At 62.9% G+C, this 22892-nt stretch carries 20 protein-coding genes; 11 read left to right on the plus strand and 9 right to left on the minus strand.

Translation table 11 applies throughout. The annotated features are described in order from the left end of the window. Positions 1-678: 678 nt before the first annotated feature. Positions 679-1641, minus strand: a complete 963-nt coding sequence (locus tag F6X37_RS24945; RefSeq protein ID WP_187613144.1) for a 2-hydroxyacid dehydrogenase — start codon at positions 1639-1641, stop codon at positions 679-681. A 309-nt stretch (positions 1642-1950) separates the two neighbouring features. Between F6X37_RS24945 and F6X37_RS24950 the strand changes: the two genes are divergently transcribed. The 5 genes from F6X37_RS24950 (at position 1951) to F6X37_RS24970 (ending at position 7315) form a co-directional block, all read left to right on the plus strand. Next, positions 1951-2709: an SDR family oxidoreductase gene (locus F6X37_RS24950; protein ID WP_187613145.1), complete on the plus strand. Its 759-nt coding sequence runs from the start codon at positions 1951-1953 to the stop codon at positions 2707-2709. 52 nt (positions 2710-2761) lie between these two features. Continuing rightward, entirely contained in the window at positions 2762-4078 is a 1317-nt protein-coding gene (locus F6X37_RS24955) for an MFS transporter (protein WP_090807439.1), read from the plus strand. 26 nt (positions 4079-4104) lie between these two features. Next, a complete protein-coding gene (locus tag F6X37_RS24960) occupies positions 4105-4494 on the plus strand; it encodes a VOC family protein (RefSeq protein ID WP_090807437.1) in 390 nt (129 codons plus the stop codon). A 108-nt stretch (positions 4495-4602) separates the two neighbouring features. Beyond that, a complete protein-coding gene (locus F6X37_RS24965; protein WP_187613146.1) occupies positions 4603-5847 on the plus strand; it encodes a citrate synthase in 1245 nt (414 codons plus the stop codon). Positions 5848-6409: 562 nt separating this feature from the next. Further along, positions 6410-7315 (plus strand): lipid A biosynthesis lauroyl acyltransferase, encoded by a 906-nt coding sequence (locus F6X37_RS24970; protein WP_187613147.1) that lies wholly within the window; start codon positions 6410-6412, stop codon positions 7313-7315. 322 nt (positions 7316-7637) lie between these two features. Here F6X37_RS24970 and F6X37_RS24975 read toward each other — a convergent pair whose 3' ends face one another. Then, entirely contained in the window at positions 7638-8705 is a 1068-nt protein-coding gene (locus F6X37_RS24975; protein WP_262420014.1) for a GGDEF domain-containing protein, read from the minus strand. A 104-nt stretch (positions 8706-8809) separates the two neighbouring features. On the opposite strand from F6X37_RS24975, the gene F6X37_RS37680 reads away from it, so the two are divergent. The 5 genes from F6X37_RS37680 to F6X37_RS25000 all read left to right on the plus strand — a co-directional run bounded on the left by F6X37_RS37680 (position 8810) and on the right by F6X37_RS25000 (position 13962). Next, on the plus strand, positions 8810-9532 hold the full coding sequence (locus tag F6X37_RS37680; protein ID WP_187613148.1) for a hypothetical protein: 723 nt from the start codon (positions 8810-8812) through the stop codon (positions 9530-9532). 177 nt (positions 9533-9709) lie between these two features. Beyond that, a complete protein-coding gene (locus F6X37_RS24985; RefSeq protein WP_187613197.1) occupies positions 9710-10252 on the plus strand; it encodes a (2Fe-2S)-binding protein in 543 nt (180 codons plus the stop codon). Then, entirely contained in the window at positions 10249-11259 is a 1011-nt protein-coding gene (locus F6X37_RS24990) for an FAD binding domain-containing protein (protein ID WP_187613149.1), read from the plus strand. Before F6X37_RS24985 ends, F6X37_RS24990 begins: the two co-directional genes overlap by 4 nt. Next, positions 11256-13397, plus strand: a complete 2142-nt coding sequence (locus F6X37_RS24995) for a xanthine dehydrogenase family protein molybdopterin-binding subunit (protein WP_187613150.1) — start codon at positions 11256-11258, stop codon at positions 13395-13397. Before F6X37_RS24990 ends, F6X37_RS24995 begins: the two co-directional genes overlap by 4 nt. 178 nt (positions 13398-13575) lie before the next feature. Beyond that, positions 13576-13962 carry a DUF4142 domain-containing protein gene (locus tag F6X37_RS25000; protein ID WP_262420015.1) on the plus strand — a complete coding sequence of 129 codons (387 nt, stop codon included), beginning with the start codon at positions 13576-13578 and terminating at the stop codon, positions 13960-13962. Between the two features lie 423 nt (positions 13963-14385). Here the strand turns inward: F6X37_RS25000 and F6X37_RS25005 are convergent, their stop codons facing one another. Beyond that, positions 14386-14712 (minus strand): hypothetical protein, encoded by a 327-nt coding sequence (locus F6X37_RS25005; protein ID WP_187613151.1) that lies wholly within the window; start codon positions 14710-14712, stop codon positions 14386-14388. A gap of 331 nt (positions 14713-15043) precedes the next feature. On the opposite strand from F6X37_RS25005, the gene F6X37_RS25010 reads away from it, so the two are divergent. Next, positions 15044-15952: a LysR family transcriptional regulator gene (locus tag F6X37_RS25010; protein ID WP_187613152.1), complete on the plus strand. Its 909-nt coding sequence runs from the start codon at positions 15044-15046 to the stop codon at positions 15950-15952. 7 nt (positions 15953-15959) lie between these two features. Here F6X37_RS25010 and F6X37_RS25015 read toward each other — a convergent pair whose 3' ends face one another. The 6 genes from F6X37_RS25015 to F6X37_RS25040 all read right to left on the minus strand — a co-directional run bounded on the left by F6X37_RS25015 (position 15960) and on the right by F6X37_RS25040 (position 22870). Further along, on the minus strand, positions 15960-16664 hold the full coding sequence (locus tag F6X37_RS25015) for a sterol desaturase family protein (protein WP_187613153.1): 705 nt from the start codon (positions 16662-16664) through the stop codon (positions 15960-15962). Between the two features lie 72 nt (positions 16665-16736). Then, a complete protein-coding gene (locus F6X37_RS25020) occupies positions 16737-18113 on the minus strand; it encodes an MFS transporter (protein WP_187613154.1) in 1377 nt (458 codons plus the stop codon). Between the two features lie 97 nt (positions 18114-18210). Beyond that, a complete protein-coding gene (locus tag F6X37_RS25025; protein ID WP_187613155.1) occupies positions 18211-19959 on the minus strand; it encodes a GMC family oxidoreductase in 1749 nt (582 codons plus the stop codon). A gap of 33 nt (positions 19960-19992) precedes the next feature. After that, the gene (locus tag F6X37_RS25030; RefSeq protein WP_090807408.1) at positions 19993-20799 is read right to left on the minus strand and encodes an enoyl-CoA hydratase/isomerase family protein; all 807 of its coding nucleotides are present in this window, start codon (positions 20797-20799) and stop codon (positions 19993-19995) included. 6 nt (positions 20800-20805) lie between these two features. Beyond that, positions 20806-22362: an AMP-binding protein gene (locus F6X37_RS25035; RefSeq protein ID WP_187613156.1), complete on the minus strand. Its 1557-nt coding sequence runs from the start codon at positions 22360-22362 to the stop codon at positions 20806-20808. After that, complete coding sequence (locus F6X37_RS25040) at positions 22355-22870, minus strand: (2Fe-2S)-binding protein (protein ID WP_244145040.1); 516 nt, start codon at positions 22868-22870, stop codon at positions 22355-22357. The genes F6X37_RS25035 and F6X37_RS25040 overlap by 8 nt, the downstream gene beginning before the upstream one ends. Positions 22871-22892: the final 22 nt, after the last annotated feature.

Consider the following 22892-nt stretch of genomic DNA (forward strand, 5'->3'; position numbering starts at 1 on the left):
GCGTCCGCCCAAATTACGAGAGTAGACGCGATCCGGCCAAAGTTTACAAGCACGGCTTTCAAGTCATTGAATGTAAACGGCTTGCTGGCGCGGGCGGCTGCCGCAGCGAGATGTGTATAACGCTATGACTAATACCCCCGATGTTTATGGAGATAATAGCAGGGCATCTATCGACACGGCCGCGCAAGTCCGGAATTATCTTGTTGCTCGTCGGACGCGGCCAGGGCGCCCCAGCCGGGTCTCGCCTTTTCTGGCGCTATTTGAACAAGTACCAGTTCATTGCCGCCTCCAAAATTCAGTGTCTAGTACAGTCGTCATCGGAGGTCGGCGATTACTTTGCGGCAGCGACGATCCAAACTGGGCGGCGTTGAAATCGTTTTAGTCGACGTGCGAAGGTCAGTTGTCTGGGGCAAGTTCGTCGTTCGGACGTCCGCTTGAAAGCGTTGGTCAGCGTCCGTAGCTGGCCGCACCCGGCCGGATGGCGACCGTCTCAGTTCGTTCCCTATGCGCAGGTCGCAACTATGCGCAGATTTACATAGCGACCCACTGCCGACCTTCGGCCCGGTGCGAAACCAACGGCTGCTTGCGGTGGCGGATTCAACCGGCCGTTGGTCGATGTTTATCGGGAGACGGCTGGTCAGCCGGCGTCGCAACGTACTGTCCCCATGAGGGCGAGCCTTAGACAGGATTCGAGGCGGGCCGTCCTTCCAGCACGGCGGCGATATTGTCCAGCGCCGTAAAGCCCATCTGGTCGCGGGTCTCGATCGTTGCGCTGGCCATATGGGGCGTCAGGAACACGTTGTCGAGCTCAGCAAACCGCTTGTCGACGTTGGGCTCGTTCCGGTACACATCCAGAGCCGCGCTGAACAGATGACCCGACGTCAGGGCGTCATAAAGCGCATCTTCGTCCACCAGGCCGCCACGCGCCGCGTTAACAAAAATCGCGCCTGCGGGAAGGAGTTCAAACTCTCTTTTCGTCATGAGCGGGACGCTTCCACCCGGCACGTGCAGCGTGAGGACCTGGCAGTGCGGCAGCATTTCGTCGAGAGTGGCATAGAAGGTCGCGCCATTTTCCAGCGACGGGGCCGCACGGTGCATGTCCGTGTAGATCACGCGCATGCCGAATCCCTGCGCACGCTTAGCGACCGCCCGTCCAATACGCCCAAATCCGACGATGCCGAGCGTCTTGCCATTCACTCGCATACCCAGCATCTCGGTCATGCCGAACGAGTTGCCCCATCCGTTGCGCATGATCCGTTCGTATTCTGACGCGCGACGGCACGCAGCCAGCAAGAGCAGCATGGAAAAATCGGCTGTGCACTCGGTCAACGCATCGGGCGCGTTCGTCACGACGATTCCCCTTTCACGAGCCGCCGCTACGTCCATGTGATCGAAGCCCGCGCTCGCGTTCGCAATAATCTTGACCGTCGAAGGCAGCGCGGCAATGTGTTCCGCTTGCAGGCCGGATTTTTTCCCGATGAGTACGGCCGGCACGTCGTGCTTCTTGCAGAAGTCGACGACAGACCACGAGTTCATATCGGACTCGGTCAGGAAGGCATGGAATTCGGCCGCAGCGCGATTCGCCACGGCGGTGGGAACCGTTCGCGCAATCAACAGGCTGGTGCGTTTATCTTCCGACATGGTTTTTCCTTTGGTAGGCAGACGTCGAGAGACTACGAAATCGCTGACCGGGCCGTCAATGTTGATTGGATGAATCAACTCCTCGGTGATGACTCGCCCCTATTGTTCGCGGCGCCTGCGCGTTGCGATTTGTTTCCGTCTTGTCCCTCTTCAATCTTGCTTGCGGCCACACGCGCATCAGGAAAACCCTGATGCGATCCCCATCCGCAAGGCCCGCGGATGTTGATTCAATGAATCAAGATTGCTCAACCCCTGATGCGAATGCAACTCTGTTTCCCATGTCCAATTGACTTGACGAGAGGAAAGGAAATGTCTGCATCGAAGAAGTTCGCAGCCGTGACGGGCGCCGGCTCCGGCATCGGCCGAACCGCCGCCGTCGCACTTGCTAACGCAGGATTCGCCGTCGCGCTGATCGGGCGCAGAGCCGAGCCGCTGCTGGAAACAAAGGAAGCAATCGGCAGGGCGGGGGGAGAAGCGGATGTATTCCAGGCCGACGTTGGCGACGCAGCATCGGTCGAGCACGCGTTTTCGGGAATTGCCGAGGCATTCGGTCGGCTCGACGTGCTGTTCAACAACGCGGGGCGCAATGCTGGGGCTGTCCCTCTGGAAGACTACGAAGTCGACCTCTGGAACGACGTCGTGGCCACCAATCTGACCGGCGTTTTCCTCTGCGCTCGCGCCGCTTATCGTTTGATGAAGGAACAGTCCCCGCAAGGCGGACGAATCATCAACAACGGATCGATTTCCGCCCACTCGCCAAGGCCGCACACCATTGCCTATACGGCAACAAAACATGCTGTGACTGGCATCACCAGATCGATCGCGCTGGACGGACGCGCATTCAACATCGCCTGCAGCCAGATCGACATCGGCAACGCCGCCACATCGCTCACTGAACGGATGAACCGCGGCGTACTGCAAGCGGACGGACGCCTGGCACCCGAAGCAAGAATGGATGTGACGCACGTGGCGAATGCAGTCGTGCACATGGCCAGTCTTCCGCTCGAAGCCAATGTTCTCAACATGACCATCATGGCGACCGCCATGCCGTTCGTCGGCCGCGGATAAATCGCCCTTAAGCCAACTAAAAAAACAACAGGCCAATGTTACGGAGACACCGATGAAAATCGCAGAGGAACAAACATTGCCGGTGGGAACCCCGGCTTACGCGGATACCACGAATCGCTCCAGAGTCCGCTACGTCGTGCTCTCGATGTTGCTCATGGCCACCATTCTGAATTACGTGGACCGGTCGGCGCTGGGCATCGTTGCGCCGGGCCTCTCGAAGGGGCTGGCGCTCAACAAGATGCAGATGGGCGAGCTGTTTGCGGCATTTGGTCTTGCCTATTCCATTGCGCTGGTGCCCGGCGGGGTGCTGACCGACATTCTCGGCTCACGCCTCGCCTATGCGCTGTCTCTGGTCGGTTGGTCATTCGCCACGCTGACGCAGGGTTTCGCGACCGGCTATCAGATGCTGCTCGGGTCGCGGCTCGCCATCGGCGCACTGGAGGCGCCGGCCTTCCCTTCAAACGCACGCGCCGTGACCTTGTGGTTTCCCGCCCGGGAACGCGGCTTCGCGACCAGCGTCTATGTAATGGGGCAATACATCGGGACGCCCTTGTTCACCGGAGTGTTGCTGTGGATCTTCGCCGCGTACGGTTGGCGGACGGTTTTTTATGTGACCGGTGGCTTCGGCATTCTGTTCAGTCTGCTCTGGTACCGGGTTTACCGCGATCCGCATCAGCACCCGCGCGTGAATGCCACCGAGCTGCAATACATCAATGAAGGTGCCGCGGCGACGCGCAAGCCCCGCGAGAAGTTCGACTGGCGCATGGCGCTTAAGCTGCTCAGCTACCGCCAGGTTCTCGCCATCTGTCTCGGAAAGTTCTGTAACAACACGCTGCTGGTCTTCTTCACCACGTGGTTCATGACCTATCTGATCGAAGCGCGTCACATGTCGATGATCAAGGTTGGGATCTTCCAGGCACTGCCTTTTATCGGCGCCACGGTCGGCATCCTCGCGGCCGGCTCCCTTTCGGACTTTTTTATTCGGCGCGGAGTGGCGCTTTCGACAGCGCGCAAGGCTCCGCTCATCATCGGCACGATGCTCGGCGCGTCTATCGTGCTTGTCAATTTCGTCGAGTCGAACGAGCTGGTGATCGCCATCCTGACGATCGCGTTCTTCGCGCAGGGCGTCGGGTCGATGTCGTGGGCCGCCGTTTCCGAAATCGCGCCTCGACAGTACGTGGGACTGACCAGCAGCATCACGAGCCTCGCGGCCAACATCGCGGCCGTCACCACGCCGCTCATGATCGGCTACATCACCCAGCACACCGGCCACTTCTACTGGGCCCTCAACCTGATGGGCGCGATCTGCCTGCTCGGAACGTTTTCGTATTCCGTGCTGCTGGGCAAGCTTTCCCGCATCGAACTGTGATGCTTTCAACTATACGGTGAAATCGGATGATTGAATTCAAGTGGGATCATCTGCAACTGTGCTCGGCGGACGCCGAAGCCACTGCGGCATGGTTTGCGCGCTGCCTGAACGCCGAGATCGTGCGTCGTCCTGGGCGAGTGGATTTGCGCATCGGCAGCATCAACCTTTTCATCACCTCGCTGGCGAGCGTCCAAGCCGGCCACCCTCGCTGCGAGCGGCAGCAGGGCATAGATCATTTCGGCGTGGTCGTGGACGATATCGACGCGGCGTTCGTGCATCTGTTGCTCTGCGACGCGGAAATCGTCGAACCGATCAAGCAGGTTCGCCCCGGCGTCAGAGCCTGCTTCGTGCGCTCGCCCGGTGACGTTCTCGTTGAGATACTGGAGCGGCGACCCGCCGAGATGACTTTTACCTGAAAAAACGTCAATATTGGCGCTGGATCGGTCGTGCTCGAGTGCAAGGCGCGATCTGCGTCGTCACTCCCCCGTTGCCCCGTTGCGCCGCATCACCTTGCTTGCCATCCCATGCGAAACTGGATCACTCTGACTGAAGCGGCTCGACAACTCGGAGTGCAGGCGCAGACTGTCTATGCGTATGTAAGTCGAGGTACCATCGCCGTCATGCCGGATCCGCTCGACCCACGCAAGAGCCTCTATCGCGCGGAGGACGTCGCCGGTCTGTGCCGAAAAAAGCAGGTGGGACGCAAGCGCGAAGCGCTTGCCGCCGGGACCATATTCGGTGCGGAACCCTGCATTTACAGCAGCATTACCACCTTCTCAAAAGGCCGGCCCTACTACCGGGGGCGGGATAGCATCCGGCTTTCGGACGCGGCGACGCTTGAAGACGTGGCGGCCATTCTCTGGAACGCGCGCGCCCCCGTTTCCTTCGAAAGCGGCGAGTTGCCGCTACAGGGCGACGAGCGCGGCAGGCAATGCGCGTTCACATCGCTGGCAGCGCTCGCGGCCTGTGGACACTCGACCCTCGGACGCACGGACAGCGCACTGCATGTCGAGGCCGGCCGGCTCGTGGCGCTCATCGCACAAGCGTTTGGTGCGCGACGCGGCGCGAACGCACAAATGACGCATGAGCGGCTCGCGCTTGGTTGGGGCCAGGACCGCGATGGCGCCGAACTTATCCGCCGTGCCTTAGTCCTCGTGGCCGACCATGAGATTACGAGTTCCGCGTTCGCCGCCAGGATTACCGCCTCCACCGGCGCGTCGCTGCCCGGATGCCTGCTCACGGGACTCGCGACTTTCTCCGGCCCACTCCATGGCGACGCGTCAGGCCGCGTGCGAGCCGTGTTCGACGACGTCGGAAGACTCGGTGCGCAGCACGTGGTTGCCCATCACTTGCAGTCGGCCATTCCAATCCCCGGGTTTGGACATCATCTGTATCCGGACGGCGATCCGAGGGCGGCCGCGGTGCTCGAAGTGCTGAATCCGCCTCAAGAGATCATGTCGTTCATCAACAAGGTGGTTGAGCTGACCGGGCTCAAGCCAAATATCGACGTTGCGCTTGCGGCCCTGACGGCTCAGTTGGCCTTGCCGCGCGATGCGTCGTTCGCGTTGTTCGCAACAGCCCGGAGCGTGGGTTTGCTCGCGCACTGCATTGAGCAACTCCGGGTGAGCAAGGTCATACGGCCACGAGGCCGCTATACCGGGCCGGCGCTGGAAGACGCCGCCCCCGAGTCGCCTGCGGAAGGCAGCGAGAATACGCTCGATCCAGCCACGCTCGACAAGAATCGCTTATTCAGGCCGGTTGGGCGCTGAGAGACGCGTCACCTGGATCTTTGCCGAAACAAAAAACCTCGACGCCGATCGGCTCTTGCCGAGAGGGCCGGCTTGTTCCAGTGGACGTAAGCGTTTTGAGCGAAGCGGCGTCGGTAGCTTCGAAGACGTTGCCACCATGCTTATGGCGATGGATGGGGCATGCGACGCCAGACCATGGCCGGATTGCGGACGGAAGGTGTGGAGTCTGGGCGGGAGCCGACATTCCAGGGGTTGCATCAACGTGCGACCGAGCGGCCGCTCTTGGGCCGACTCCTGCCTGACGGCGGTCGGCGGCTCGCGACCCGGATCTGTCCTTCGCCCCAATGCGGACTCGGCGGCGGCTTTCAAAGTAGAACGGCCGCCTGGTGGTGCATCCGCGCTGCAGGCGCTTGCCGCCCATACGCAGTCGTTTTCGCCAGGGAGAACCGAGAACCCTAGCGTCCATTTGGGTAGCCCGTCACAACGCAGTACGTGCGATACTTCTCTGCCATCGCCATGCTATGTCACCAGGATCTCGAACTTTGTTATACATCCGTAAGTATTCGTATTTTTCCGTGTCGCGATGAGTGATTCTCGCAAGCGGGGGAGGTTGTTGGGGCGATTAGGCTATGTCTTGATTGTAGTGCTGCTGCGCGTCTTCGCAGTCCTTCCCTATACGCTCGTCGCAAGGTTCGGCAGCGCGCTTGGGGCAATGTTATATGCACTTCCAAGCTCCCGAAAACATATCGCTCTCGTCAATCTGCGTCTCTGTTTTCCGGGCAAGAGCGAGTGCGAGTACGACGACCTTGCCAGAAACCATTTTCGCCACGTCGTTCGAAGCTATTTCGAACGAGGGATTCAATGGTTTGGCAGCGCGCAGAGGATACGGAAGCTGGTCCACATCGAAAGTCGAATCGATCTGGAAGACAGGAATGCTCCACCGACCATCTTTCTGGGCTTCCATTTCGTGAGCATCGAGGTCGGCTGCATACTCTACTCAACGCGCCTGCCCGCCGCCTCACTGTATACACGCATGTCGAACGCGCGCCTTTGCAGTCTGGCCAAGCGGCAACGCGGCAGATTTGGCGCCGAGATGATTGAACGTTCGACAAGCGCCAGAAAGATCGTCGGCTTACTTCGTTCAGGCAAACCAGTCATGCTGGCTGCTGACATGGATCACGGCATACACAACTCCGTTTTTGTGCCGTTTTTTGGCGTCCCCGCGTGCACACTCACTTCGGTTTCGCGCCTTGCTCGACTGGCCCATGCGCGGGTTGTACCATTCATGACTGAAGTATTGCCCGACTACCGCGGGTATAAGCTGACCATCTTCGAGCCGCTCAGCGACTTTCCTTCAGAAAGTGAGACGATCGACGCGCGCCGATTGAATGAATTTCTTGAAACGCAGATCAATCGGTGCCCAGAGCAATATTACTGGGTGCATCGACGCTTCAAGAATCGTCCACCGGGCGTGCCAGGTGTGTACTGAGCACACCGTCCGTAAGGCATGCGACCGTTCCTGGTTGTGTGCTTCCGTGAGGTAACGCAATGAGCTCGACTGACAGGCATAGGTCCGCTATCTGAGTGGACCGGACGTTTGAGTGTCTGTCCGAATGCTCGAGGGTCGTTCGTGGCCGGATGGCGACCGTCTCAGTTCGCCCCACTCCGGGCCAAACTCCAGCCGCGAAATGAAACTACCTTCCGCAGCGAGACGACGCGCACATGCTCCCAGATACGAGCGTCCGCGGCCCTGCACCTGCATCAAATGCGCTCGCCAACACGAGCAGGGCACCGCCGGGAACCCTATCCGCTTACGCGCCGGCACCCGTCTCATCGAAGAATGAGGTTTTGTCCGTCCCGTTCGCTTTGGCGCGATACATCGCGCTATCGGCCTGGCGCATCAGGGCGTGTACATCAAGACGTTCGTCCGCGCTATTGGTACCGAGCATGCGCACGCCAATGCTGGCCGATACGGCGACGGGATGACCGCCGATCTCTCGAAGCCCATGAAGGATGTCGTGAATACCGTCGGCAATCGCGCGCGCGCCGGCGTCGCCATGCACGTGGCGGGCGAGCACCGCGAACTCGTCGCCTCCCAGGCGGGCAACCGTATCGCCGCGGCGAATGCGTGTCTGCAGACCGTTGGCGAAGCACTGCAACAGTTCATCACCCACCGCATGCCCATAAGCGTCATTGACGTACTTGAAGCCGTCGAGATCGATGAACAGCAAGACAGACTGTCCTTTATCGTCGTCTCGCGCCGCAGTCGCTTTAGCGATCGCCTGCTCGAGGCGAGTGCGGTTGCTGAGTCCTGTCAGAGGGTCCGTCGCAGCCTGCCGTTCGAGCCGATGCACGAGGGCCATCAAGTACACGGAAGTCGCCGCGATGCTGAGCATGATGCCCAATCCCACCGCGAGGTTTTCTCTCCACCACGGCTCGACGTGCATCAAAATCACGACGCCTGCAAGCGCGACTGCACATGAAAGTAGCAACGGCCGCTTGCCGTGGCGGCAACCGGCACCCACAAGGAACCAGAACACGACCCAGAGCAAGGGCAGCGCCACGCGCCCGCCGAGCGCCAAGGCAGTCATGACAAGCGCCTGGTCTGCAATGGTGGTGACCGTCAATCGAAGGCGCGGCCGAACCGTCGCGGCGGCCGCGGCTATGTATGTCACCACGCCGAATACCACGTATGCGAAAACCACGCCCAGAGTGTCATACGCGGCGGCCGTGCGTTGGAGCGCGGCGACGGCGATATAGCCGATCAACACGACCGTGCCCAGGCATATCCGGAGGAGCGCCTGCTCCTTCTCAGGTTGTCCGCGAAAGACACCTAGAAACGTTTGCTCATGCCAACGCTGCGCGCCCGGCCGCTCCATGCCGTCTACCCCGTCAATATTGTCTTTTGCAGAGCGGGCATTCTATCGCTTTTGCCGGCGACCAATGCTTCTTGCCGCTCTCTCCGTCCGCTTCCGAGGGTTGAATGGCCATTCCTGCCGCCGCGGCGACCGACACACATCCACGCTTGAAGCGGTACCAGCAAGCACCGGGTGCATGCCCAAATACCGGTTGGTCTTTTGAAACGCGCTGCTACACATTAGGCTGTGTTGTGCGGTATGGCGGCTTTCGCGCCTTGCCTGGTCGCAACAATCTGCGTTCCGCGACGACGACTTTCCACGAACCACGTTTCGGGAGGGATCATGTCGCGTCATTCATCCAGACTGGCGATCCAGTCGCCCCCAACCCCGCGCAATGGGCTGTCCTTTTCGCTGCGTATGCCGGCGCGGCACTCATCGCGCCTCGGTCGCGGCTTTCCGCGTGGAACCGTGTTCTGCGCCCGCTGACGCTTGCACTATGGGTGCCGCTCGCGCTCGCCGCGTGGTGCGTGCCGATGGCCCACGCGGCCGGACCACTGCCGCAGGGCGGCGCCTTCGTCCGGGGCCAGGGCGCGATGACGAGCGGCACCACTTTGCTAACGATCGACCAGTCCTCGTCCCGCGGCGTGATCGACTGGCACAGCTTCTCGATCGGCAACGGCAACACCGTCGCCTTCAACAACGGGTCGGGCGCGACGCTGAACCGTGCGCCGACACTTTTTATCTGGATCGTGCGGACCGCCATCACCTACATCGACTGCATTTCGCTGGCGCCTGGGGCCTGGGACCTGGGGCCTCAATCAGCATCAGGTCGAAATCGGCTCACCTAATCCTGGCCCGCTTGCAAGTGTCGAGCGGGTGCATGCGAGCAGCTCGCCGTTGCAGTTCGAGCCGGATCGATTCTTTGGGAGACGGTGCGGAAGCAGGAAGGATATCGTCCCTTGATATCAACTCCATATGGTCTATATACAAGCAGAGTGATTGTTGAAACCGGCAAGGAATTGGGAATGGACGACGCTACTTTCGGGGAGCAATTAGCTCCAAATGGAGACGCCGGACTGCCTTGGTCAAGCAGCATCACGGTGACGATGCGTGTGAACGGCCAGCCGCGGGCCGCTACGGTGAACCCGCGCGTCACGCTGCTGGACTGGTTGCGCGAAGACTCGGGTCTCAGCGGCGCCAAGAAGGGCTGTAATGAAGGCGCATGCGGCACCTGCACCGTGCTGGTCGACGGCAAGCGGATGAACAGTTGTCTGACGCTCGTCGTGCAATGTGACGGCTGCGAGGTCACGACCGTCGAAGGTCTGGCCGCCTCCGACGGGACGCTGCATCCGGTACAGCGGGCATTTATCGAGCACGATGCCTTTCAGTGCGGCTATTGCACGCCCGGGCAAATCGTCTCCGCGGTCGCCTGCATCGCTGAAGGGCACGCGACCGATGAGGCGAGCGTTCGCGAATGGATGAGCGGCAATCTGTGCCGCTGCTCTTGCTATCCGCAGATCGCGGCGGCCGTGCTCGATGCCGCCGGCGCGGCCGGGCACGAACGATGAAAAACTTCGAATACGCGCGTGGCGCGACCGCGCAACAGGTAGTCGCGTCGTTGGCGGCGGGCAACGTGGCGATCATCGCGGGCGGTACGGAGTTGCTCAACTGGATGCGGCTCGGCATCGCAGCGCCCGATCGCGTCATCGATGTCGGTGGACTCACAGGTCTCGTTCGTATTGTGCGCGAGCGTGACGATCTGGTGATCGGCGCGCTGACGGACCTGAACGTGATCGGTGAAGACGCGCTCGTCGGCGCCCACGCGAGCGCGCTGGCTCAAGCCTGTCTGCTCGCCGCCTCGGCGCAGGTGCGCAACCGCGCGACGCTCGGCGGCAATGTGATGCAAAAGACGCGATGCGCTTATTTTCGTTCGGAAGCGCCGTTGCCATGGGGCTGCAACAAGCGCAATCCCGGGTCGGGCTGCCCCGCGCGCAATGGCATCAACGAACGGCATGCAATTTTTGGCTGGACCGATGCGTGCGTCGCGGTTCAACCGTCCGATCCGGCTGTGGCACTGGCTTGTCTGGATGCGACAGCTGAGGTCATCGGGCCGAACGGCGGTCGAATGATCAAGATGACGGAGTTCCACCTGACGCAGCAGGAAGCGGCCGGCATGGGCGGCGATGCCGCCCGGCTCGAGACGAGACTGGCTGCCGACGAAGTGATCGTCTCCTTTCACATACCCATCCGCGCGGACGCACGATCGGCCTACGTAAAAGTCCGCGAGCGCGCCAGCTACGAATATGCGCTGGTCTCGGCAGCCGCATCCGTGGAGCTCGATCGGGATCGCATTGTGTCGGCGCGCATCGCACTTGGCTCGGTGGCGCAACGTCCGTGGCGCCTTCCAGCCGCGGAGGCGTCGCTGGCCGGGCAGGCGCCGACCAGGGAAGTGGTCACGCCGATTGTCGACGCGGCAATGAGCGACGCCCGGCCGCTCGCTCACAATGGCTACAAGGTGACGATGGCGCGCAATGCCGCGGTGCGTGCGTTACTGACGGCAGCAGGGCGATCATGAGCATCGGCACGGCGGTCTCCCGCGTGGAAGGCCAGGCGAAGGTCACGGGACAGGCGAAATTCGCGGCTGACAACACGCCGCCCGGCACGCTTCATGCGGCGTTGGTCGGCGCGCCCGTCGCGTCGGGCCGGCTGATCGACGTGGATGCCACCGCGGCACTTACCTTACCGGGTGTGGTGCGGGTGCTTACCGCGCACGATATGCCACGATTCGGTGCGGTTCAGCCGCCAGCGGCGGTGCTCGCACTGCCGTTGCAAAACGACGCGATTCGGTACGAAGGCGAGCCGGTCGCAATCGTGCTTGCGGAATCCATCGAGGCGGCGGAAGCCGGCCGCGATGCCGTGCTTGTCCGTTGCGAGCGCGACGACCCCATCCTTCCCGGTGCCGCGACGCGCGAGCCGCCGCCCGAGCCACGCATGCTCGGCGACGACCTGGAGATGGGCGACGTCGATGCGATTTTCGGAACTGCACACGCAAGCGTGGCGGCGACGTATATTCAAGCCGCGCGTCACCACAATGCGATGGAGACATCGGGCACCGTTGCGCGATTCGAGCACGGCAAGCTCACGCTGTGGGATGCGGTTCAGGCGAGCGAGAATGTGCCGCTTGTCGTAGCCGCGGCACTCGGCATGAGGCCGGACGACATTCACGTGATCGCACCGCACACGGGCGGCGGGTTCGGCTCGAAGGGATATGTGTGGCCGCACCAGATTCTTGCCGCCGCCGCGGCACGCGTCGCGGGGCGGCCCGTGAAGCTTCATCTGCGGCGTCACGATCAGTTCGTCTGCGTCGGCTATCAGCCGTGGGTCAAACAGGACATCAAGCTTGCGGCAACGGCGGACGGCCGGCTCAGCGCCATCGATCACGAAATCGTCAATTCGAGCGCGATTGCGGACACGCATCTGGAGCCCGCAAGCGAAGCAAGCAAGACGCTTTATGCGTCGCCCGCCATTCGCACCAAGCAGTGGCTGGAGCGGCGCAACATCAACGTGCCCACGCCAATGCGCGCGCCGGTGGAAGGTCCGGGGCTATGGGCGCTCGAAAGCGCGATGGACGAACTCGCCGTGGCGCTGAAGATCGACCCGCTCGATCTACGACTGGCGAACTACGCCGAGGTCGATCCGCATACGAACAAGCCCTGGTCGTCAAAAAAGCTTCGCGAGGCGTATGAGGAAGGCGCGCGGCTTTATGGCTGGCGCACGCGCGGCGAGACGCCACGACGAGACGGAGCGTGGCGCATCGGACATGGGATGGCGACGAGCTCAATGGGCAATTTCCGCTTTCCCGGCGGGGCGCGCGTGCGCCTGAGGTCCGACGGCACGGCGCTGATCGAGGCGAACACGCACGATATCGGCACCGGCACGCAGACGGTCTTTTGCCAGATCGCGGCCGAAGAGCTGGGCTTGCCGATCGAGAACGTGTCGATTGTGTGGGGCGATACCAACCTTCACCCGGCGAGTCCCGTCTATGGATCGAGCGCCACGGGCAGCACGGGAAGCGCGATCGCACTGGCTTGCCGGGAAATCAACGCGAAGCTCGATGCGCTCGGCGGGAAAGACGTTCGCGCGAGCCTGCGGCGGGCTAATCTACCGGAGATGGTCGCGGACGGTGCGTTCACGCTTCCGGGTGGCGCCAGCTTCAGCGCGGACGGCGACGGTACGCCATACGCGATGCGGACGTGGGGTGCGATCTTTGTCGAAGTAGGCGTCGATCCCGAGCTTGGCCTCGTGCGCTTGCGCCGGGCGGTGGGTGCCTATTCCGCGGGCCGGATCATCAATCCGAAAACGGCGCGAAGCCAGATGACGGGCGCGATCATCTGGGGTTGGGGCAAGGCGACGATGGAAGAGAGCGTGCAGGAGCCCAATACCGGTGGCTGGCTCGCGAAGAATCTGTCGAACGTGGCGGTCCCGGTGTGTGCGGACATTCCGCTCGATATCAAGATCCACTTCGTCAATGAGTATGATCCGCATGCAAGTGCGATCGGTACCCGCGGCATCGGAGAGCTCGGCGCGACCGGCGTGGATGCCGCAGTGGCCGCAGCCGTCTACGACGCCGTTGGCTTGCGTGTGCGCGACCTGCCCATTTTGCCGGGCAAGATACTGGCAGGCCTTTCGAGTCAGCACGCCGCTGCGGGATAGCAATGCGGCTCGGTCGTGAGTTGAGTGCTCAGGACGGACGGCACCGCAGTTTTGCGCGGATATTTTCAGTTAAGCGAAAGATGATCATCGAGTCATTTTTTGCTTAACTTGTCACAACCCCTGTCGAATAAAGCAAAAGGCGGAAAAATTACTGACCCGCAAATCGCCGCCCATCCTCATGGTGGCGAATCGAGCCGAAATCGAGGCGGGCAACCTGGCGCTAAGCCGAAGCCAGAGAAGAAGCATCCAGAATTTCGCGGGAAAAATGATCGCGGAACACAGCGACTTGTATCAATCAGCCGTCGAATTGACGCAGAGGCTGATGCTCTACCCCGAAAGTAGTAGGGTGAGCGAGGCGTTTCGGGCGGCCGATGAGTACGCGTTCGACGGAGACTACCTCTATCAAGAGATCACATATCACCAGCAATTGGTTCATGCGGTGGACAACACGCTGATTCCTTCCGCGAAGAACGCGGAACTGAAGGCGCTGCTCGTCAGAGCGCGCGTGATTTTCATCTTGCATCTCGACCATGCGATTCGACTGCAATCGGCACGGGTCCGGTAATCCCCAGGGGATTCGGGTGAACCCGGCGGGGTGGGGTGCCTGACATTCGCGGACGGCGCGATGCGCCGGCGCCTTGGCCGCGGGGTGCGCGAGATACGCGGTGCAGGGGGCCAATGACATCTGATAGTCCGGCCTGCAGGATTTTGTGATCGCGGGTGTTGATTTCAAGGGGGAGGCCGCGTCGAATGCCGATAGTCGAAAACTCGCATCTGCAAACGGCGAAACCTGTCATTCGCGGCTGCCGAGGTGCGAATGTCCGGAAAGCAATCTGTAACTGCCTCAGAAACGCAAGCGCGTGTCAGCGCCTTCTATCGGTTGAATGAGACGGCACACGCGGAGCGGCGATACGTTACGTGCCTACGCCTGCCGCGCTGTCGGCGCCGCCGTCCGGCACCTGTATGTAGTCGTCCTGCGAAAGGTCCCTTATTCAGGCTCCGTCGTTGGCTCCGCACGCTCCGACACATCATTCCCCTTCGCGTGCATGCACTCCAGGTACGCGAGATCGTATCTTTGCTGCACGTTCAGTTGTGCCCGCGACACGTGGGCGTCGCTCGCAGCGCGCGTGTCGACACCGCTCGCCAGCTGCTCTCTCGCATACTGTTTGCACTGCGCATCGTCCCGCAGAAAAACGGTGAATGGCTTGTCGCGCCCCGGCTTCACGGCTACCGCCGGCCCTATGGGCTGCGACACGCATCCGGCGGCAACCGAGCAGGCCGTCACGGCAATCTTGATTCGACAAAGAATACTCACGACGTCCGTCCCTATCCGAGGCTATCAAGACTACGCCAAGCTCGATACGCCGAGGCTGTTGGCTTACGCACCGCTGCAATGCAAGGTTGCGACGCAAACATCCCCGTCGGCGGCTGCGAACTCGGGTGCGTTATCTGGCGACTACCGCTTTGGTGGCAGCTATGCGTCGCCGCAGTCGCCGTCGCCCGCATGATCCCCGGGTTATCCGCAGCAGAAAAACGACGGGTTAACGGCGAGCGGCCCGATGTCTTAAGGGCGACGCAAATCCCGCGCGGCGTTACGATATCTGCGTTCAACCGACAGCCGATTCCTTCCGCCCGACCGCCTCCCCATGGAACTGAAGCAGATCCAGTATTTCATCGCTCTCTTCGAGGAGGGCACCGTGACCCGCGCGGCCAAGCGGCTGAACATCGCGCAGCCCGCGCTCAGCATGCAGATTTCGAAGCTCGAAGCCGAAGTGCGGCAGACACTTTTCGCGCGCGGCCCGCATGGCATGGCTCCGACCGAAGCGGCGCGGCTCATGTACCGCCTCTACACGCCGATCATGCGCGACATCAAACATGCCCGCGAGCATCTGAGCCGGCGCGATGTCATCGTGACGGGACGCGTGTCGCTCGGGATGGTGTCGTCGGAGGCGCAAAGCGTGCTGCCCGAATCGCTCGCACGGTTCGACGCCCTTTTTCCGCAAGTCGAAGTGTCCGTCGCGGACGGCTTCAGCGCGCAACTCATCGACGCCGTCGAAGCGGGCCGACTCGATGCCGCGATCATCAACAAGCCGCGCGGGCGGCTCACGCTCGACGTGGAGCCGCTGCTGGTGGAAGAAATGGTGCTGGTGACGAGCGCGGCGCACGGGCCGGATCTGCCGGAGACGATGGATCTGGTCACGCAGTCCGGTATCGAATTTGTGCTCCCCACGCGCCGCAACGGACTGCGCGGCGCGCTCGACGCCGCCTTGATGGCCGCCGACGTCGTCATTCAGCCGAAGTTCGAGATCGATCTGCTCAGCACCATCGTGCAGTTCGTCGAGCAGAGCAGCATCGCGACGATCCTGCCGCGCGTCGTGGTGCAGGCGAAGGTGGACGAAGGCCTGCTGCGGGCGCGCACGATCGACTCGCCGCCGATCGTGCGTCACATCATTCAGGTCACGCACCCGAAGCGGCCGATCGGGCCGGCCGCGCAGGCGCTCATTGCGATCATCACCGAGGAGATCCGGCGCGTGACCACTGGCGCGCGGGCTTAGTGAAAACTCAACCGCCGCTCGGGCTCATCGGCTCACGCGCGCTGCGCGATGCATCGCTGCGCGTGCCGAACAGCGTGTCGCAGATCGGGAACGTGAGGTTGAAGTTCTGCGTCGCCATAAGTTCGGGATCGTGATGCGTGACGTGCAGGCGCCGGACTGTGTTGATGAGCGGCACACGGTCGAGAAACGGGCTTTCCGTCACATGCGAAAGCGTGTGCAGCCCTTCGTACATCAGATAGTACGCGGCCATCGTCAGGAGCGCGATATAGCCCGCGTTACGCGAGAACGCGAAGCCGATCACCAGCGCGAGCGGCGTGGCCGCGAGCACGAACGCGACCGGCGCAAACGGCGGAAACAGCAGCGCGCGCCAATGCCTGTGGCCCTTGTACTCCAGCGTCACATGCGTGAAAAAGCGATGATGAACCGCGCAATGGCGCTTGTAGACCATGCTGAAATATTTGGTCGGCCGATGCAGCACATAGCGGTGCGCGGCCCATTCCGCCCAGTTGCCGAACAGAAAGAGCGGCACGACCGCGAGCCATTCCGCGAACGTCGGCGCATGAAGCTGCGCGGCGCAATAGACGATCACCGCCGTCGTGAAAATGAGCGTGAAACCGAGATGCATCTCTCCGCGATACCACCACGGCGTCGCCTGCACATATTCGTCGCGAAACTTGTAGGATCGCGCGCGAATGTCGTCGTCATACTTCATGATGAGCGTCTCCTTTTTCTATCGGACGATGCGCGGCGCGCTCTTCGGCGCGCCCGCCGATGCTTGCCTGCTTCAGGACGGATTGCGCGCCGCCCCGTTTTCGAGCTTGCCGAGCGTCTCGGGCACGACGAACGCGCCGATCAGGAAGATCACGCTGATCGCGCCGACGAAGATCGCGAGCGTCGACGGCAACTGGCTCGCATCCTTCGCGACGAGCGAGACGAAGGTCGGCATCATCCCGCCGATCGCGAAGCCGATGTTCCATGAAAGACCCGTCCCGGTCGCGCGGATCGCAGTCGGAAAGCGCTCGTTCAGGAAGATCAGGATCGGTGCATAGCCCGCGCTGCCGAGCGCGGAGAGCAGCACCGCGTACACGCCGATCATCGTGATGTTCTGCGCGCTCGGCAGCAGCACGAAGAGCGCAGGCAGCGCGACCAGCCGGATGAGGCCGAGCCACACGAACGCGCTCTTGCGCCCGATGAACGTGCTCAGATGCCCCGCCGCAACGGAGGCGACGACCACCGCCACGCTGCAGATCATCAGGATCGCGGCGGCCGCGCCGTTCGGCACGTGGCTCACGACCTTGAGGAAGGTCGGCAGATAGCCCGACGTGAGGTAATAGCCGCTGCCGCCACCGATGGTCAGCAGCAGGTTCACGAACAGCACCTTGCGATAGTCCCGCGAGAACAGCGTGCGAACCGGCGAGCGCACCACTTCCACCTGCCCGCTCTTGACCTGCGCGGCGGCCTTGGCGGCCTTCTCGGCGGCGAGCTTCTTCCAGAGCGGCGATTCTTCCAGGCTATTGAATACGAAGAGGCCGAGCAGCGAACTCAGGATGCCGGTAAAGAACATGCAGCGCCAGCCCCAGACGTCGAAGAGATCGCCGGGAAAAAGCGACGACATCGCGAGATACGTGAGCGACGCGAGCAGTGCGCCAAGGCCCGCGCCACCGCCGCCGATCAGCCCCGAAACCGCGCCGCGATACTTCGGCGCGACGGATTCCGTGCCGATGGTATGCGTCGAAGCTACCACGCCGCCGACAAACACGCCCTGCACGAGGCGCAGCAGCATAAACAGGACCGGCGCGACGAGGCCCACCTGCGCGACCGTCGGCAGCATGCCGAAGGCCGCCGTCGAGAGGCCAACGCCAACGACCGCGACGATCATCGCCCCCTTGCGGCCATGACGGTCCGCGTAGGAGCCGAAAAGCGCGGAACCGAGCGGGCGCATCAGCAGCGTCACCGCGAACGACGCATAGACCGCCGCGAGCGAGAGCATCGCGTGCTCGGATGGGAAGAACAGACGCCCGACCACCGGCGCCACGTACAACAACACGAACAGGTCGAACAGATCGAGCGCCCAACCCATGCACGAGGCCACGACTGCGCCCATGACCTGGCGCTGATTGACGTGAAGCGCGGCGGCACCTTCTTGCGCTGCTACGGACATTTGCATCTCCTTGTATGTCACTGGGCCGTCTTTCGATCGCCCCCGTGTCGCAGGCACGTTTGTCTTTTGCCGTGCTCTTGTCGAGGTTAAAAAATCGTCAGTGCGCGGCGGCGAGCGGCGGCGCAGCGGAGTCGCTGGATGCGCCCGATGCCAAGCTCGCGCGTCGCTGCGCGACCATCGCGTGGGCGATCTTCTCGGCGATCATGATGGTCGGTATGTTGGTGTTGGCCGAAGGCAGTCTCGGCATCAGCGATGCATCGACCACGCGCAGTCCCTGCGCGCCGTGCACGCGCCCTTCGGTATCCGTGACGGCATCGCGATCCTGCGCGCCGCCCATGCGGCATGTGCCGCTCGCATGCCACACGCCGAACACGTTCGCGCGGATGAAGTCGGCAAGCGCGCGGTCGTCGGCCAGGAGCGCGGCCATGTCCAGCCCGCGCGTGAAGAAGCGTTCGATCAGAAAACGACGCAGCGGCGCGGGCGTATCGAGCAGCGTGCCGAGCATCGAAGTCAAAAGCGCGTTGCGCTCGCCGACCTGGCTCAACGCCTTGACGCGCGGAGAAAACGCCGCTGGAAAGAAGTCGCGCGGATCGCGTCCGAGCCCCGACGCCTCGACCACGCTCGCGAGCATCCGCACGCCGGTAGCGAGCCGTTGCAGATCGCGTTCGTCGTCGAGCAGATTCAGGTCGACACGCGCAGCGGCGGCGGTATCGGCGGATACGAGCTGCACGCGGCCGCGCGAGTACGGCCGGTTGCACCACAGGAAGAAAAGGCCCAGCCGGTTGCCCAGCTCGTGCCATGCCGCGCGTGTCGCGCTCGACAGATACAGGTCCGACTCGTCGCAGCCCGCGACGCCGGAGCTCATGCGCGCGGCCATCATGCTGGCGCGGCGTCGCGCGAGCGGCATGCGAAAGCGCGGTTCGAGAAAATGACAGAACGTGAGCGACGGATGATCCTGCAGATTGCGCCCGACGCCCGGCCGATCCACCGCACACGCGATGCCGAGCGCCGCGAGTTCGCGGGCATCGCCGATACCCGCGCGCATCAGCAGCGCAGGCGACTGAAGCGCGCCCGCGCTCAGCACGACTTCGCCCGCCTCGAAACGCACGCGCTCGCCGCTTTGCGCCAGCGCGATCACGCCGCGCGCCGCCGCGCCTTCCATCACGATGTGCTCGACGCGAAGGTTCGAATACACCGTGAGATTCGGGCGCTTGCGCGTGGTTTCGTCGAGATAGGCGATGGCCGTGGACACGCGCTTGTCGTCGATGTTCGAGAACGCGCCGGGGAAAAAGCCGTCGCCAAATTCGCCGTTCTGATCCTGCAATTGCGCGACGCCATTCGCGCGCAAGCCCTTGGCGAACGCATCGCAGAAGGGCGGCCAGTCTTTCGGCATGATGCGGCGAATCGGCACGGGGCCGTCGCTGCCGTGCAGTTCGCCGCCCGGAAAGTTGACGTCGCGTTCCAGCTTGCGAAAGTACGGCAGCACGTCACGCCACGCCCAGCCATCGGCGCCGTTCGCAGCCCACTCGTCGTAGTCGCGCGGCAGGCCGCGATTGGCCGATTGCACGTTGATGCTCGACCCGCCGCCCATCACGCGGCCCTGCTCGTAGACGCGCGGCGCGGCGTCCTTGGTGGCTTTCGCCTTCAGGTCCGGCCAGATGTAGGTCTCGCCACAGAAGACGGGCATCGGATAGCTGTCGAGGATGGCGGTGGGCACCGCGCCCGGCGGCGTATCGGCGCCTGCTTCGATCAGCGCGACGCGCAGCGACGGCACGGCCGACAGCCGATGCGCCAACACGCATCCCGCAGAGCCGCCGCCCACGATTACGTAATCGTACCGTTCCATCCTCTGTCTCCTGTTCTTCTGTGACGCTGCTTATCAACTTCCGCGAAACACCGGCTTGCGCTTGCCATGGAACGCCTCGACGCCCTCGCGGAAATCGTCCGATGTGCGCAGCCGGCTATAGCAATGCCCTTCAAGTTCAATAGCAATGGAAAGCGGCGCATCTTCCGAATCGTTCAGCAGCTTCTTCGCGGTGCGCTGAGCGAGCGGTGAGAACGCGCGCAGTTCGTCGACGAGCGCATCGGTGGCGGTTTCCAGTTCCGTGTCGGCCACGCAGTCCACCGCAATGCCCCACTCGTAAGCCTGCTTCCCCGGAATGCGGCGCGAGCGCATCACGATGTCCTTCGTCCGGCCGATGCCGACCATCGCCTGAAGACGAGCCGAGCCGCCCGAGCCGGGAATCTGCCCGAGCTTTTGCTCCGGCAGCGCATAGAAGGTCGTTTCGGTGACGATGCGGAAATCGCAAGCCAGCGACAGCTCGAACCCCACGCCGAAGCAGAAGCCGCGATTGGCCGCGATCACCGGCTTCGAGCAACGGGCGGGCGCCGCGATATTCCACGCGAGCTTCGACACGTGCTCCGGCGACGCTTCCAGAAAGCCCTTGATGTCACCGCCGCTCGAAAAGTGCTCGCCCGTCGCGCGCACGACGATCACGCGCACGCGCTCGTCGTCGTCCAGCGCCTCGAAGACGAGGCGCAACTGGTCGCGCGCGCGCATCGAAATGACATTCAACGGCGGCCGATGCAGGATGATGTCGGCGCGCTCGCGTTCGGCGTCGATCTCGACCGAGAAGCCGTCGAGGTCTTGCAGCAGCGTCTGGCCGCGATGGTTCAAATCGCTCATATCGGATTACTCCTTTGTGGTCTGTGTAGGTTGAACGTTGCCGTCGGATGCGTATTCGCCCGCCGAGAGCTTGCGGCGCAGAATCTTGCCGACCGGCGACTTCGGAATATCGTCGACGAACACGTAGTCGCGCGGGCGCTTGAAGTTGACGAGGTCGGACTGGCGGCACCAGGCGTCGAGCGCCTCGGCATCGACGTGTTCGCGGCGCTTGATGAACGCGACCACGCGCTGGCCCCAGCGCTCGTCCTTGACGCCCGCGACCGCGACTTCATCGACGGCCGGATGCAGCGAGAGCACCGATTCGATATCCACCGGCGAGATGTTTTCGCCGCCGCTGATGATCATGTCGTCGACGCGGCCGGTCACGTACAAATCTCCGTCGCGGTCGAAATAGCCGGTGTCGCCGGTGAAATACCAGCCCTCGCGCAGCGACTTCGCGTTCGCGTCCGGGCGGTTCCAGTAGCCTTCGAATGCTTCGTCGCCGAGCAGGTCCGCGATGATCTGGCCTTCCTCGCCGGCCTGTGCGATCTCATCGGGCGACACGGCGTCGAGCTTCACGACGCGCAGCCGCGTGTTCACGCCCGCGCGCCCGGCGCTGCCCGGCTTGCGCGTCGCGTCCTGATCGATGCTGACCGTGTAGACCTCGGACGAACCGTAGTGATTGACGAAGATCTCCGGCTCGAACGCAGCCGACAGGCGCTTGAGCAAACCATCGTTCATCGGCGCACCCGCGAAGCCTAGCTTTCTGACCGACGACGTATCGGTGCTGGCGAACGCGCTGTCCGCGAGCAGATCGTGATAAAGCGTCGGCACGAGATAGAGGCACGTGAGCGCGTACTTCGCGATGGATTCGAGCGCGAGCTTCGCGTTCCAGCGACGCACGCAGACGAAGACGCCATCGACGAGCGCCATCGAAAGCAGCGAGCGCACGCCCATCGTGTGATAAAGCGGCATCACGCCGAGCGTGCGTTCGCCGCGCCGGTACAGGTTCTGCGCGACGTGCGCGAGCGCGCCCGCGCGTTCATGCCGATGACGGCGCGGGACACCCTTCGGCTTGCCGGTCGTGCCGGACGTGTAGAGGATCAGCGAGATATCGTCGGCGGTGGCGTGCGTCGTCTCGCCGGTGCGCGTGCGTTCCGCGAGCAGCGCGTCGAAGGCCATCGTGCGGCCGGGGGCGTCGTCCAGACCGATGCGCGGCACGTGCTGCGCGGCGGCGCTTTCCACGACGCCATCGGCGCAAACGGGTTCGTATACGATCGCCTTCACGCCCGCATCCGTCACGCAGTACTCGACTTCCTCCGGCTTCGCGCGCCAGTTGAGCGGCACGATCACGATGCCCGAGAATTGCCCCGCCCAGTGCAGCGTCGCCATTTCCCAGCGGTTTTGCAGCACGACGAGCAACCGGTCGCCGCGTTGCAGCCCGAGTTCGCGCAGGGCATCGGCGACATTCAGAATTATGCGATGCCACTGCGCATAGGTCAGTTGCATGTCGCCATCGACGAGCGCGAGCGCGTTCGGGCTGCGCTCGACGCTTTGCAGAAACGTGCGGCCGAGATCAAGCATGTTCGGCCTCCTTCTCGCCGCGCGCCTCGACCTGACGACGCGCTGCCACATCGAGCACGGCCGCGACGATCGGCGTATAGCCGGTACAGCGGCAGATATGGCCCGAGAGCATGTCGCGCACCTGATCCTCGGTCGGATTCGGCACGCGCTGCAGATAGTCCGCACATGACATCAGAATGCCCGCCGTGCAGAAGCCGCATTGCAGCGCGTGATGGCGCTGGAACGCCTGCTGCAAATCGCCGAGCGTCTGGTCGGGCGCAAGACCTTCGACTGTGTCGATGCGCCGCGCATCGGCCTGCACCGCGAGCATCAGGCACGAGCGCGCCGCGACGCCATCCACGTGCACCGTGCATGCGCCGCACACGCCATGCTCGCAGCCGACATGCGTGCCGGTCGCGCCCAGTTCGTGGCGGATGAAATCCGACAGCAGTTCGCGCGGCTCGCAATGGCCGCTGCGTTCGCGGCCATTGAGCGTCAGCGTGATGCGCCGCTGCTCCCCTTGCCGCATGATGTTGTCCGATGTGTTGCTG

Source organism: Paraburkholderia sp. 31.1 (assembly GCF_014397645.1).
GTDB lineage: Bacteria > Pseudomonadota > Gammaproteobacteria > Burkholderiales > Burkholderiaceae > Paraburkholderia > Paraburkholderia tuberum.